The sequence below is a fragment of the Enterobacter cloacae complex sp. 677-3DZ2D5B genome, assembly GCF_004136695.1.
In the GTDB taxonomy this organism is placed as follows: Bacteria; Pseudomonadota; Gammaproteobacteria; order Enterobacterales; family Enterobacteriaceae; genus Enterobacter; species Enterobacter hormaechei_C.
In genome coordinates this window covers 36,360-49,685 of sequence record NZ_QFLS01000001.1, presented here as the reverse complement: position 1 = coordinate 49,685, position 13,326 = coordinate 36,360, and the positions used below count along the sequence as shown (strand labels likewise).

The 13,326-nt window shown below is 54.1% G+C and carries 15 protein-coding genes; 9 read left to right on the top strand and 6 right to left on the bottom strand.

Annotation, left to right across the window (positions count from 1 at the left end):
- Positions 1–2: 2 nt before the first annotated feature.
- Positions 3–857, bottom strand: coding sequence for an AraC family transcriptional regulator (locus DD597_RS00245; RefSeq protein WP_023315609.1), 855 nt, complete (start codon positions 855–857; stop codon positions 3–5).
- 1 nt (position 858) lies between these two features.
- On the bottom strand, positions 859–1,479 hold the full coding sequence (locus tag DD597_RS00240; protein ID WP_129255855.1) for a flavin reductase family protein: 621 nt from the start codon (positions 1,477–1,479) through the stop codon (positions 859–861).
- Positions 1,480–1,741: 262 nt separating this feature from the next.
- Between DD597_RS00240 and rnk the strand changes: the two genes are divergently transcribed.
- Positions 1,742–2,152, top strand: coding sequence for a nucleoside diphosphate kinase regulator (gene rnk / locus DD597_RS00235; protein WP_032608834.1), 411 nt, complete (start codon positions 1,742–1,744; stop codon positions 2,150–2,152).
- Between the two features lie 137 nt (positions 2,153–2,289).
- Positions 2,290–2,379, top strand: a complete 90-nt coding sequence (gene yldA, locus DD597_RS25280) for a small membrane protein YldA (protein WP_015571155.1) — start codon at positions 2,290–2,292, stop codon at positions 2,377–2,379.
- A gap of 10 nt (positions 2,380–2,389) precedes the next feature.
- On the opposite strand, the gene DD597_RS00230 is transcribed toward yldA, so the two are convergent.
- The gene (locus tag DD597_RS00230; RefSeq protein ID WP_015571156.1) at positions 2,390–3,628 is read right to left on the bottom strand and encodes a zinc-dependent alcohol dehydrogenase; all 1,239 of its coding nucleotides are present in this window, start codon (positions 3,626–3,628) and stop codon (positions 2,390–2,392) included.
- 181 nt (positions 3,629–3,809) lie between these two features.
- On the opposite strand from DD597_RS00230, the gene uspG reads away from it, so the two are divergent.
- Positions 3,810–4,238, top strand: a complete 429-nt coding sequence (gene uspG, locus DD597_RS00225; RefSeq protein WP_045896381.1) for a universal stress protein UspG — start codon at positions 3,810–3,812, stop codon at positions 4,236–4,238.
- A gap of 59 nt (positions 4,239–4,297) precedes the next feature.
- Here the strand turns inward: uspG and ahpF are convergent, their stop codons facing one another.
- Together ahpF and ahpC are read right to left on the bottom strand one after the other, a co-directional pair.
- Complete coding sequence (gene ahpF, locus DD597_RS00220; RefSeq protein ID WP_022650587.1) at positions 4,298–5,863, bottom strand: alkyl hydroperoxide reductase subunit F; 1,566 nt, start codon at positions 5,861–5,863, stop codon at positions 4,298–4,300.
- Between the two features lie 242 nt (positions 5,864–6,105).
- On the bottom strand, positions 6,106–6,669 hold the full coding sequence (ahpC, locus tag DD597_RS00215) for an alkyl hydroperoxide reductase subunit C (RefSeq protein WP_003858764.1): 564 nt from the start codon (positions 6,667–6,669) through the stop codon (positions 6,106–6,108).
- Between the two features lie 621 nt (positions 6,670–7,290).
- Between ahpC and DD597_RS00210 the strand changes: the two genes are divergently transcribed.
- The 3 genes from DD597_RS00210 to DD597_RS00200 all read left to right on the top strand — a co-directional run bounded on the left by DD597_RS00210 (position 7,291) and on the right by DD597_RS00200 (position 10,174).
- The gene (locus tag DD597_RS00210; RefSeq protein ID WP_022650586.1) at positions 7,291–8,211 is read left to right on the top strand and encodes a LysR family transcriptional regulator; all 921 of its coding nucleotides are present in this window, start codon (positions 7,291–7,293) and stop codon (positions 8,209–8,211) included.
- 128 nt (positions 8,212–8,339) lie between these two features.
- A complete protein-coding gene (locus DD597_RS00205) occupies positions 8,340–9,563 on the top strand; it encodes a phosphoadenosine phosphosulfate reductase (RefSeq protein ID WP_129255854.1) in 1,224 nt (407 codons plus the stop codon).
- The gene (locus tag DD597_RS00200; RefSeq protein WP_022650584.1) at positions 9,548–10,174 is read left to right on the top strand and encodes a ParB/RepB/Spo0J family partition protein; all 627 of its coding nucleotides are present in this window, start codon (positions 9,548–9,550) and stop codon (positions 10,172–10,174) included. Before DD597_RS00205 ends, DD597_RS00200 begins: the two co-directional genes overlap by 16 nt.
- Here the strand turns inward: DD597_RS00200 and DD597_RS00195 are convergent, their stop codons facing one another.
- Complete coding sequence (locus tag DD597_RS00195; RefSeq protein ID WP_023315606.1) at positions 10,175–11,335, bottom strand: pyridoxal phosphate-dependent aminotransferase; 1,161 nt, start codon at positions 11,333–11,335, stop codon at positions 10,175–10,177. It abuts the gene before it with no gap.
- A 122-nt stretch (positions 11,336–11,457) separates the two neighbouring features.
- Between DD597_RS00195 and DD597_RS00190 the strand changes: the two genes are divergently transcribed.
- From DD597_RS00190 to DD597_RS00180, 3 genes are read left to right on the top strand one after another with little or no spacing between them, the layout of a single operon-like run.
- Complete coding sequence (locus DD597_RS00190) at positions 11,458–12,072, top strand: methylthioribulose 1-phosphate dehydratase (RefSeq protein WP_003858775.1); 615 nt, start codon at positions 11,458–11,460, stop codon at positions 12,070–12,072.
- Complete coding sequence (gene mtnC, locus DD597_RS00185) at positions 12,069–12,758, top strand: acireductone synthase (protein ID WP_006809660.1); 690 nt, start codon at positions 12,069–12,071, stop codon at positions 12,756–12,758. The genes DD597_RS00190 and mtnC overlap by 4 nt, the downstream gene beginning before the upstream one ends.
- Positions 12,755–13,297, top strand: coding sequence for an acireductone dioxygenase (locus tag DD597_RS00180; RefSeq protein WP_129255853.1), 543 nt, complete (start codon positions 12,755–12,757; stop codon positions 13,295–13,297). The genes mtnC and DD597_RS00180 overlap by 4 nt, the downstream gene beginning before the upstream one ends.
- Positions 13,298–13,326: the final 29 nt, after the last annotated feature.

Here is a 13,326-nt window from a genome sequence, read left to right as displayed (position 1 = left end):
TGTCACTGAAAGCGTGCGCGATACTCCCCCGGCGTCAGGCCAAACTGGCGCCGGAACAGACGGCTAAAATAGTCGCTATCGGCATAGCCGCAGCGCTTCGCCACTTCCCCCACCGGCAGGTGGTATTTTTGCAGGATGGTTCTCGCCTTCGCCATACGCACCCAACGAACGTAATCCACAAAACTCATCGTCCCCTGTTGAGAGAACAGGCGTGACAGATGGTTAGCCGAAATATTAAACAGCAAAGCGACGCTGTCCCGCGACAGGGGTTCAGCATAGTTTTCCTGCACCCAGTTACAAATGCTCTGATAGAGGAAATCCCCGCGCGACACTCCCGGTTCAGGCAGCGACGACACCACTTTACGGCACCAGTGCAGCAGACTCAGCACCAGTGGTTGAATAATAGCCTGGTCCTGCGGGGAAGCGCTCAGGTGCGTCAGGGCCATCAGCATCGCGGCACATTCACCTCGTTCAGGGTGAGGAAGCTCCACGTGTCGCTGCGCAGGCACGGATCGCCCGTGCCGGGTATCATGAAACACCAGCCCTAGCCACGACGGCGCGAAAAGAATGCTCAGCAGCATGACCGGTCGTTCAAACACCGGGACGCTGGCGGCCTGGGCGGGAAGAAACAGCATTTCCCCCTGGTGGAGGGGCTGCTGCCCGGCAACCAGTCTGTTGCCATATTCCCCGCGAAGAACGACGTCAAGCCGTGGCCAGTCGCGGCTCACGCTTCCGACAGCGTCAGACGCGCCACGATGAGCAAACCAGACTCGCCCCAACTGCTGTGGGTTGAGCACCAGGCCGCTCAACAGATCGGCAAAAAACTGCTGATCGGCGGGCAACAGGGTTGCGCGCATATTACCCCCTGCGCGCATCCGGGCGTACCAGGTCGAAGCGATGGCTATCACTGATGGCATAGTAGGCCGTCGGTCCACCCGCACGCAGAATGGGCTGCGCTTTCGCGGTCTGGTAAATCCCCTCTTCCAGCAAACTCTCGGCGATATGGACGCCCACGACTTCGCCGAGCACCAGCCAGGTATCAATCGGTGTCCCATCCGCGCCGGTAAGCTGAATGCACTGTGACAATCGACACTCGAAATTCACCGGGCTTTCCGCCACGCGCGGCGAGCTCACAAGCTGGCTGGCTACGGGCGTCAGGCTGGCAAAGGTAAATTCATCCTCGCCATGAGGGAGCGCGGCGGAGGTTTCATTCATCGCCTCGGCCAGATCGCGCGTTGCGAGGTTCCAGACAAACTCCCCCGTTTCGGTAATATTCCGCACGCTATCCTTCCAGCCATTGCTGGAAAAACCAATGATCGGTGGGCGATAGTTAAAACAGTTAAAGAAGCTGTACGGGGCAAGGTTCAGTTGACCGGCCCTATCACAGGATGAGATCCAGCCAATCGGACGTGGACCGATAATGGCGTTCAGCGGGTCGTGCGGCAGGCCGTGCCCCTGAGAAGGTTGGTAAAAGTACATATCGCTCTCTCTACGCTGGGGCTGCAACGCGCATTGCCCGGGTTCAGTCTTTCCAGCGTAACGAAATTTCCGTTCAGCGTGAATCGGGACGCCGGGTTTATTGCCAAAAATTCATATGGCGCATGATTGTGACCTTCATCACTTCAAACTTACGGTTTCAAACAGTATCATCAGCTAAGTTAAACCCTCGCTGCCAGACGGCGAGGGTTTTCTTTTGGATTGGTTTCTGCGTTACACGCAGCATTAACGACATGGAGTAAAAATGTCCAGACCTACGATTATCATCAATGAACTCGACGCAGAACGTATTGACCGACTGTTGGAGAAACCAGAATTCGCCTCGCTGCCGGTAGCCGATGCGCTGAACGAAGAGCTAGACCGGGCGCAGATGTGTACGCCTGAGACCATGCCGCATGATGTGGTCACCATGAACAGCCAGGTGAAGTTCCGCAACCTGACCACCGGCGAGGAGCTCACCCGTACGCTGGTCTATCCGGCGCAGATGACCGACAGCAGCACGCAACTGTCGGTGCTGGCACCCGTGGGCGCGGCGCTGCTTGGACTGCGCACAGGCGATACTATCCACTGGGAACTCCCGGGCGGTGCCTCAGCTCACCTGGAAGTGCTTGAGCTGTTCTACCAGCCCGAAGCCGCTGGCGATTACCTGCGTTAATCCCTTCTGAACAAGCGACCCCGCTTTGCACAGAGGATGCACCCGCATCCTCTTTCCGCAAATTCACCCGATTGTGTTATATCGGACAAAAACCGCTTAATCCACGCTTACTCTGTTGTGGTGCCGTGGGGACGGTCATGGGTGAGATACTTGTTATCACACTGGTTTTTCTCATCATCCTGGCGATCCTCGTCGTGGCCGTGCTATACCTTGAGCGCCACTGGTGAGTGAGGAACCTCACACAACGCCGCCGGGGAAGGCATTCACCAGTCCCTTCACTTTCTGCTGCGCTGCCTCCGGGGTGTCTGCACCAGGCACCAGGATCACCTTGCGGCACTCCTCCTCCCGTTTTTCGAAGATTTTATAGGCGCGCTCCGCATCAGCCAGCGGAAGATAGTGGGTGACAATATCTTCCGGTGTAAGCAGCCCTTTTTCGATAAGCGGCAGCAGCTCTCCCAGCCAGGCATGGACGTGGGTCTGCCCCATCTTAAAGCTCAGCCCTTTATCGAAGGCATCGCCAAACAGGAAGCCGTGTATAAAACCGGCATACACGCCCGGCACGCTGACCACGCCTCCGCGCCGCACCGCAGCAATGCACTGGCGCAGGGCTTTGCCGCTGCTGCCTTCAATTTTCAGGTTACTGAGGATCGTTTCCGTGGTGCTGCCTTTGGCCTCAAACCCGACGGCATCAATCACCGCATCCACTCCGCGCTGTCCGGCCGTTTGCTCAATGATTTTCTCCGCCGCGTCGTTATCGTCATCAAAGTTAATCGGGATCGCGCCGTAGCGCTCCTGGGCAAACCGCAGTCGATAAGGATGATGATCAACCACAAAAATCTGCTCTGCGCCGAGAAGCCGCGCGCAGGCAATGGTCAGTAACCCCACCGGCCCGGCCCCGAATACGGCGACGCTGGAGCCTTTCTGAATCTGCGCATTTTTCGCCGCCTGCCAGGCGGTAGGCAGAATATCTGACAGGAAAAGCGCTTTGTCGTCAGACAGCAGCTGAGGCACTTTAAACGGCCCCACGTTGCCTTTCGGGACGCGCACATACTCCGCCTGTCCGCCCGGCACGCCGCCGTAAAGATGGCTGTAGCCAAACAGCGCGGCAGGGGCGGGAATTTGCTTTTTGTTCAGCGCCGCGCCCTGCCCGCGATTCGTGTTTTCGCAGGCCGCGTACTGTTGCATCTGGCAAAAGAAGCAGTCACCGCAGGCAATTACAAACGGGATCACCACCCGGTCACCTTTCTGCACGTTCTTCACTTCGCTCCCGCACTCCACCACCTCGCCCATAAATTCATGACCAAAGATATCGCCATGCTGGACCTTGGGAATTTTTCCGCGATAAAGATGCAAATCAGAACCACAGATCGCCGTGGCCGTTACGCGCAGGATGATATCGTCAGGCTGTTCGATGCCCGGATCGGGGACATTATCGACCCGAACATGATGTGGACCGTGATAGGTGAGAGCTTTCATGCAACCTCCGATAGGGTGTGGGTAAGCTTATAAAAGGGTAGCTACCTCTCGGGATCTGCCCCGGAATCCGGCTGTTTTGAGATTTATCCTGGCGAGATAAAAAAGTGCTGTCGGGATTACAGAAACCATTTATATTTTGTGGTTGAATGATTTCAGCGTTTATTAACAAGGAGAAACGGTTATGTATCAAACAATCATTATGCCGGTTGATGTTTTTGAAATGGAACTGAGTGATAAGGCTATACGTCACGCGGAATTTCTCGCGCAGCAGGACGGAATTATTCATCTTCTGCATGTTTTGCCGGGCTCTGCCAGCCTGAGCCTGCATCGTTTCGCTGCTGATGTGCGTCGTTTTGAAGAGCATTTACAGCACGAAGCCGAGACGCGCCTGCAAACCATGGTCGGGCACTTCAGCATCGTTCCTTCCCGCATCAAAACCCACGTCCGGTTCGGTAGCGTGCGCGACGCCGTTAATGAGCTTGCCGGGGAATTAAATGCCGACGTGGTAGTGATTGGTTCACGTAACCCTTCCATCACCACTCACCTGCTGGGGTCGAACGCCTCCAGCGTGATCCGCCACACCCACATTCCGGTGATGGTCGTCAGATAAAAAAAGAGGCCACCTTTAGGTGGCCTCTGGCATTGCAGGTGTCGTCTTGCTTTCTTTTATTATGCAGTTTTGGTGCGGATCAGGTAATCAAACGAGCTCAGCGACGCTTTCGCACCTTCACCGGTGGCGATGATGATCTGTTTGTACGGCACGGTGGTGCAGTCGCCCGCCGCAAATACGCCCTTCACGCTGGTTTCGCATTTCGCATCGATGATGATCTCGCCCATGCGGTTACGCTCAATAGCGCCTTCCAGCCAGGTGGTGTTTGGCAGCAGGCCAATCTGAACAAAGATCCCTGCCAGCGCTACGCTGTGGATATCGCCGCTCACGCGGTCACGGTATTCCAGACCAGTCACTTTGCTGCCGTCGCCTTTCACTTCTGTCGTCTGGGCATTGAGCACAATGTCGACGTTATTCAGGCTACGCACCTTATCCTGCAACACCTGGTCCGCTTTCATCTCCGGAGCGAACTCCAGCAGGGTAACGTGTTCCACAATTCCCGCCAGATCGATAGCCGCTTCCACGCCGGAGTTACCGCCGCCGATCACCGCGACGCGTTTACCTTTGAACAGCGGGCCGTCACAGTGGGGGCAATAGGTCACGCCTTTGGTGCGATACTGATCTTCGCCCGGGACGTTCATGTTGCGCCATTTCGCGCCGGTGGCAATGATCACGCTGCGCGCTTTCAGCACCGCGCCGGACGCCGTTTCAATCTGGTGCAAACCACCCTCGACCGCCGCCGGAACCAGTTTGCTGGCGCTCTGGCTGTCAATGACATCCACGTCGTAGTCGCTGACGTGCGCTTTCAACGCACCGGCCAGCTTCTGGCCTTCGGTTTTCGGCACGGAAATGTAGTTTTCAATGTCTACGGTATCCAGAACCTGACCACCGAAACGCTCGCCCATCAGACCGGTACGGATCCCTTTACGTGCGGAGTAGACCGCTGCCGCCGCGCCCGCCGGGCCTGAGCCAACAATCAGCACGTCATAAGCATCGCGTTGGTTCAGCTCTTCCGCCGCGCGTTTTTCTGCGCCGGTATCCACTTTGGCGACGATTTCGGTCAGCGTCATGCGCCCCTGGCCGAACTCCTGGCCATTCAGGTAAACCGCCGGAACGCCCATCACGTTGCGCTCGGTGATTTCGTTCTGGAACGTACCGCCGTCAATCGCCGTGTGCTTAATGCGTGGGTTGAGGACTGACATCAGGTTCAGCGCCTGCACCACGTCCGGGCAGTTGTGGCAGGAGAGCGAGTAATAGGTTTCAAACTCAAAATCACCGTCGATATCGCGGATCTGCTCCAGCAGCGCCTGCGCTTCTTTTGACGGATGACCACCGGTCCACAGCAGCGCCAGCACCAGGGACGTAAATTCGTGCCCCAGCGGAGAGCCCGCGAAACGCGGCCCCTGGTCAGACCCTGGGTTGGCGATCAGGAAAGAAGGCTTACGGACTGCCAGCGTGTTGTCTTCTTTGAAGGTCACTTTCGGCGACAGCTCAGCAATCTCTGTCAGCAGTGCTTTGATTTCTGCCGATTTCGCGCTGTCGTCCAGCGTGGCAATCAGCTCAACAGGTTTGGTCAGTTTCTCAAGGTAGGCCTTGAGCTGGGTTTTCATGTTAGTGTCGAGCATTATTCTTCCCTCTCTTAAAACGTCATCATGCAAGCCGCCTTATACGGGCTGCCTGAATGCAACTTGCATCATGGTGCTGGAATGAAATGGGCGCGGGGAGCGCCCATGACTGAAACAATTTCCAAAGTATTTCGCGTCAGAGCAAGGCGGCTAGCCTGAGAATCCCCGGGAGCTTACTAAAGTAAGTGACCGGGGTGAGCAGGCGACGCCAACGCAGCTATGGCGTGAAAAACGACGAAAATTTAGATCTTGCCGACCAGGTCCAGAGATGGCGCCAGCGTCGCTTCGCCTTCTTTCCATTTCGCCGGGCACACTTCGCCTGGGTGAGAAGCAACGTACTGAGCCGCTTTCACTTTGCGCAGCAGGTCAGATGCATCACGGCCGATACCTTCAGCGGTAACTTCGATAGCCTGGATAATGCCCTGCGGGTCAACAACGAAGGTCGCGCGGTCTGCCAGGCCTTCATCTTCACGCATGTTGTCGAAGTTACGGGTCAGGGCGCCAGTCGGGTCGCCGATCATCGCGTATTTGATTTTCGCGATAGTTTCAGAGCTGCTGTGCCACGCTTTGTGGGTGAAGTGGGTATCGGTAGAAACAGAGTAAACGTCTACGCCCAGCTTTTGCAGTTCTTCGTAGTGGTCTGCCACGTCGCCCAGTTCGGTCGGGCAAACGAAGGTGAAGTCAGCCGGATAGAAGAAGAACACGCTCCAGCGGCCTTCGATATCTTTCTCGGTTACTTCGATGAACTCACCGTTTTTGAACGCCTGGTTTTTGAAAGGTTTAATTTTAGTGTTAATCAAAGACATCTGTACTTCCTCCGTGTTTTCGTTGAGATGTAAGGTAACCAACTTTATCCATCGGGGCTAATGCGTATGCTTTATCAAATCAATCAGCCAAACCTTACAACAGCAACAAGACAGCAAGGTGAACCTTTTACAGGAAAGCCTAAAAGTAAAAAGGCCGCCTCAACGGGCGGCCCTGATACCTGAATTCCCCGCAGGTACATTCAGTGCCAGCCGAAGCTGGCGTTGCGTTGCGCTCTACATACCTTGTATCAAGGCCGTAACAGCGCTTTGATTACAGCACCCCTGCGCGCATTGAGCAATGCATAAGAGGGATAGTCCTGCCTATGGCTGTGATAGGCAGTATCGAAGAGTTCTCTGAAAGATTATAAATTTAATTTCATTATGGGTTTCACGCTATATATAAACACCACTTTTCATTCAAATAATTCAATCAAACTTTAAAGATAAAATTATCTTAATTAGTCTTGAAGTTATGTTTCAATAATCCAAAGCCGTGATATATTAAGATCACTTAAATTTTAAATTAAGCGAGTTATTCACACGGATTGTAAAGGGTAACTTCCCTCTGTCGTACTCCAGGATGTGATAACGACAGCAAACTCAACTCACTCAGGACGAAACATGGCAAACCTCTACGACCTAAAAAAATTCGATCTCAATCTGTTAGTCATCTTCGAATGCATTTACCAACACCTCAGTATCAGTAGGGCTGCCGAGACGCTTTATATCACGCCATCCGCCGTCAGCCAGTCGCTGCAACGCCTGCGCGGTCAGCTTAATGACCCCCTGTTTATCCGTTCAGGGAAGGGAATTACGCCAACCACGGTAGGTACCAACCTGCATCATCATCTGGAAAAAAATCTCAATCAGCTTGAGCAGACGATCAACATGATGCATCACTCGGACATCAAAAAAAAGTTCGTTATCTATTGCTCTCAAATGGTGTCTCCTGGTTCGATGCTCGAACCGTTGAAGCTGTTAATATCTGAAGAGAATTATGAGATAGAGCAAAGAGACATGCTCATTTCCTCCGAATCAGCGGAAGATTTGTTGGCCTATCGTAAGGCCGATCTCATCTTCTCTATCGCACCTATCCACAATCGCTCTGTGGTCTGCACCCACTTCACCACGGTGCCGATAGCCTTAATCTGTAGAGCAGACCACCCAAGGCTCGCTGATGCAGTCACGCTGGAAGTGCTATACCAGGAGAAATTCACTTTTTACCAGAGTGCTCATCCGGGTGTAAAAGAGTTTCAGAGTCGCGCAAATGACGCGTTTCCGGAAAGAAATATTGCTTTTCGTACGGACTCCCTTAGCTCTCTCATCTCCATGGTCTGTTCATCTGATCTGTTAGGCTTCATCCCCGTGTCGATCTATGAAACATATAAAGAACCGTTGAAATTAAAAAGGCTTGAGCCACCGTTTGAGCTGCCTGAATTAAAGATCTATATGCTCTACAGCCGTTCATCACTGAATAGCACTGTTTTTTCAACATTCATTGAAAAAATGCATAAGCTCTGCGTTTCTCCGCCGTCGGCGTAAAATACATTTGCATGGTGAATGCAAATAAGGCAACCCGAAGAAAATGCCCCCGTGAAATTAAGGACAAATAATTCCATAATATCGTTTTGTTTTTTTCCAGACATTTAACACGCAGGACGCGATTAATCATGTCGATCTATAAAATCCCTTTACAGGAAAATGTTTTAGACGCTTCTGCGGAACGCATAGACTGGACGCTTAACAATTTCTCCAGGGTCTGCGTTTCCTTTTCCGGTGGAAAAGATTCTACCGTGATGCTGCATCTCGTTGCCCAGAAAGCACGGCAATTAAAGCGAAAAATAGATGTCATCTTTCTGGACTGGGAAGCGCAATTCTCCTCAACCATTCAGCATGTTGACACGATGAGAACGCTGTATCGGGATGTTATCCATCAGTTCTGGTGGGTAGCGCTTCCGCTCACGACCCAGAACGCCCTGTCACAGTTTCAACCTGAATGGCAGTGCTGGGAACCCGGGACAAACTGGGTTCGCCAGCCACCGGAAGATGCCATTACCGATTACCACTATTTCGATTTTTATCAGCAGGGAATGACGTTTGAAGCCTTCGTGCGCGAGTTTGCCGAATGGTATGCACAAAAACGTCCTGCCGCCGTCATGGTGGGGATCCGCGCCGAAGAATCTTACAACCGCTTTCTGGCTATCGCGTCGGCGCGTAAGCAGCGCTTTTCTGACGATAAACCCTGGACGACCGTCGCCCCGGGTGGGCACGCCTGGTATATCTACCCCTTGTACGACTGGAAAACCGCCGACATCTGGACGTGGTTCGCGAAATCAAAATGTTGCTATAACCCGTTATACGACCTGATGTACAAGGCGGGGGTGCCGCCGCGTTATATGCGCATCTGCGAACCGTTTGGCCCGGAACAGCGTCAGGGCTTGTGGCTCTATCATGTCATTGAACCCGAACGCTGGGCGGCGATGTGTGAACGCGCCTGCGGCGTGCGAAGCGGAGGTATTTATGCCGGGCACGATAACCATTTTTATGGCCACCGGAAGATCCTGAAACCAGACCATCTCGGCTGGCGCGAATACGCCATGCTGTTACTCGACAGCATGCCGCAAAATACGGCGGAACATTACCGCAACAAAATCGCGGTTTATCTCCACTGGTATCAAAAGCGAGGCATGAACGATATTCCCGACACGCAGGAGGGTGACATTGGTGCAAAAGATATCCCTTCCTGGCGACGCATTTGTAAGGTTTTACTCAACAATGACTATTGGTGCCGGGCACTTTCGTTTAGCCCAAATAAGCCTAAACACTATCAGCGCTACAGCGACAGAGTGAAAGCAAAACGCAAGGAATGGGGGATTTTATGCAACAACGAATAATCACCGAAATGGAAACGTACCTTCAGGCACTTTCAGAAGAAGAGCGAATAGCCGCTATTAATGCGTTTCGTCAGGCATTACATGAAATCAGCCCTTTTCGCGATCAGCCCGTCGATTGCGTATTGTGGATAAAAAAGACAAACATCACCGCTAACGATTACAACCCAAATAACGTCGCGCCGCCGGAAAAGCGGCTGCTCAGCAAGTCACTGGAGCTGGATGGATTCACACAACCTATCGTTGTGACGGAAAATGCGCCACAGCACTACGAAATTGTCGATGGTTTTCACCGTCATGATATCGGCAGTAACCGGGCGATCCTGAAGCGCCAGCTTAAAGGTTACCTCCCTGTTACCTGCCTGCGTAAAGCGCGCCAGGAAAAGTTCGATCGCATGGCGGCAACTATTCGTCACAACCGCGCGCGTGGACGCCACCAGATCAACGCCATGTCAGAAATCGTGCGAGAACTGGTGCTTATGGGCTGGAGTGAGCAGAAAATTGGCCAGGAGTTAGGTATGGACAGCGATGAAGTGCTGCGTCTGAAGCAGATCAACGGTCTGCTCGAACTCTTCGCAGACCGTCGTTTTTCAGAAGCCTGGACGGTGAAATAGTCAGAGCGTCGCCAGACGCTCTGCCGCAGCGAGCAGCGTCGATTCCTGCTTCGCAAAGCAAAGACGAATCAGCTTATGCGGGAAGGGATCGGCGCAGAACACCGACAGCGGAATGGCCGCCACTCCCACCTCTTTCGTCAACAACTGGCAGAAACTCACGTCGTCCAGATCGGAAATCGCGCTGTAGTCGGCCAGCAGGAAATAGGTTCCTTCAGACGGCAAAATTTCCAGGCGGCTTTTGCTCAGCGCCGCCACAAACAGATCCCGACGTTCACGATAGAAGTGCGGCAGCTCGCGGTAATGCCCGGGTTCCGCACGCAGCATATCCGCCAGCGCCAGCTGAGCCGGTGTGTTCACGGCAAACGTCAGGTACTGATGCACTTTGCGCAGCTCAGCGCTAATGGCCGCCGGGGCCACGCAGTACCCTACCTTCCAGCCGGTCATATGGTAGGTTTTGCCAAATGACGATACCGCGATTGCACGCTCGCGAAGTTGCGGATGCGCCAGCACGCTGGCATGCCCCTCTTCGGCGAAGCAGATATGCTCATACACCTCGTCGCTCAGAACATATATTTCACGTTCGGCGATGGCCTGCCACAGCGCAGCAAAATCGGCTTTTTGCCACACCGTCGCCGACGGATTATGCGGAGTATTCAGGATCACCAGACGGGTTTTGTCACTCAGCAGCGCAGCAAATGCCTGCCAGTCAGGGCGAAAATGCGGTGGCTGGAGCGCCACGCGCTTCACCACGCCGCCGGCCAGTTCAATCGCCGGGGCGTAGCTATCGTAGCTCGGGTCAAAACAAATCACCTCATCACCCGTACGCACCAGGGCGGTTATCGCCGCATACAGCGCTTCGGTCGCCCCTGCCGTCACCGTGATATCGCTGTTCGCGTCAGGCTTATGGCCGTATAACTCCGCCGTTTTATCCGCAATGGCTTCACGCAACGTCTGCACGCCGGTCATCGGCGCATACTGGTTGGCTCCCTGCGCAACGTGGTACGCCAGACGCTCCTGCAAATATTTCGGCCCATCAAAATCCGGGAAACCTTGTGAGAGGTTAATGGCGTTGTGCTGCTGCGCCAGGGCGCTCATCTGCGTAAAAATCGTCGTGCCGAGATTGGGAAGTTTACTCTGCGGGATCAACGGGTTATTGCTCATTGTAGTGTGCCTGCCTGTAATACTTATGTTGCTGACACTATAACACGATGTTAGTCTTTGGCAATCAAGACGCTTAGACGTCTAAACGATATAAATATTCCTGGCCGAGAGGGTAAAAGGAAATGACAGACAACCTGCAACTCACACACCTGGTCGAGGCCTGCCGCTGGATTGGCGCTAAAGGCTGGGCGCCCGCTACCGGCGGCAATATGTCCATGCGTCAGGATGAACACCTGTGCTGGCTGAGCGAATCCGGAAAAGATAAAGGTAGCCTGACCACCGCCGATTTTCTACAGGTTGAAATCGCCACCAACCGTGCGCCGTCTGGCCGTAAACCGTCGGCAGAGACCGGGCTGCATACCCTCATCTATCGCCTGTTCCCCGAAGCTAACGCCGTCCTGCACGTTCACACCGTCAATGCCACGGTGCTGTCGCGGCTGGTGAACGAGGCCGAGCTGAAGATCACCGGTTTCGAGATGCAAAAATCCCTTACCGGGCAGACCACGCATCGGGATACGGTGGCCATCCCGGTGTTTGATAACGACCAGGACATCGACGCCCTCGCCTCGCGCATCGCCCATTACGCGCAGGAACGCCCGCTTAATTATGGTTTTCTTCTGCGCGGCCATGGCTTAACCTGCTGGGGACGCGACGTGGCCGAAGCCCGCCGTCATCTGGAAGGTTTAGAATTCTTATTTGAATGCGAAATGCGTTTACGACAATGGGAGAGAGTATGATTCGCGCGATTGTGACGGATATTGAAGGGACCACCAGCGATATCCGTTTTGTCCATGATGTTTTGTTCCCCTACGCGCGTGAGCGGCTGGCGGCCTTCGTGACCGCGCAGCAGTACGCCGAGCCGGTCAAATCGATTCTGGACAACCTGCGCGATGAAATCAGCGCTCCGCATGCCAGCGTCAGCGATCTCATCAACGTGCTGTTTACCTTTATGGATGAAGACCGCAAATCGACGGCGCTCAAAGCCCTGCAAGGCATCATCTGGCAGGACGGTTACGTCAATGGTGACTTTACCGGACACCTCTATCCTGACGTACTGCCCGCGCTGGAAAAGTGGAAAGCGCAAGGGATTGATCTCTATGTTTATTCCTCTGGCTCCGTCGCCGCGCAGAAACTGTTATTTGGCTACAGCGACGAAGGTGATATTACTCATCTGTTCAGCGGCTATTTTGATACCCACATTGGCGCCAAGCGCGAGGTGCAGTCTTATCAAAACATTGCGGCGCAAACGGGCATCGCCCCGTCGCAGATCCTGTTTCTGTCAGATATTCATCAGGAGCTGGACGCGGCTGAACAGGCGGGTTTTCGCACCCTGCAACTGATTCGCGGTGAAGATGACGGCGCAAGCCATCACCATCAGATCCACCAGTTTGACGAGATTAATCCGGAGCAGATCCCTTCATGAGCGCATTGACCATTTATTCCGATAAAGACGCCAGTCAGCACCAGTGGCACAGCACCGACGCCGCCGAGATTGCCCAACTGCTCAACGCAAAAGGCGTGCGGTTTGAACGCTGGGCTGCGGATCGCGATTTAGGACACGATCCCGCGCCTGAAGCCGTGATCGCGGCGTATCAACATGCGATCGACAAGCTGGTGGCAGAGAAGGGCTATCAGAGCTGGGACGTGATCAGCCTGCGCGCCGACAATCCGCAGAAAGACGCGCTGCGCGCGAAGTTCCTGAACGAACACACCCACGGCGAAGACGAAGTACGTTTTTTCGTTGAAGGCGCGGGCTTGTTCTGCCTGCACATCGGCGATGAGGTATATCAGGTCTTGTGCGAGAAAAACGACCTGATCTCCGTGCCCGCGGGCACGCCGCACTGGTTTGATATGGGCTCAGAGCCGAACTTTACGGCGATTCGTATTTTCGACAATCCGGAGGGATGGGTGGCCCAGTTTACCGGTGACGCAATTGCGGATGCGTATCCACGCCTGGCCTGATCTTGTCTCCCTCTCCCTGTGGGAGAGGG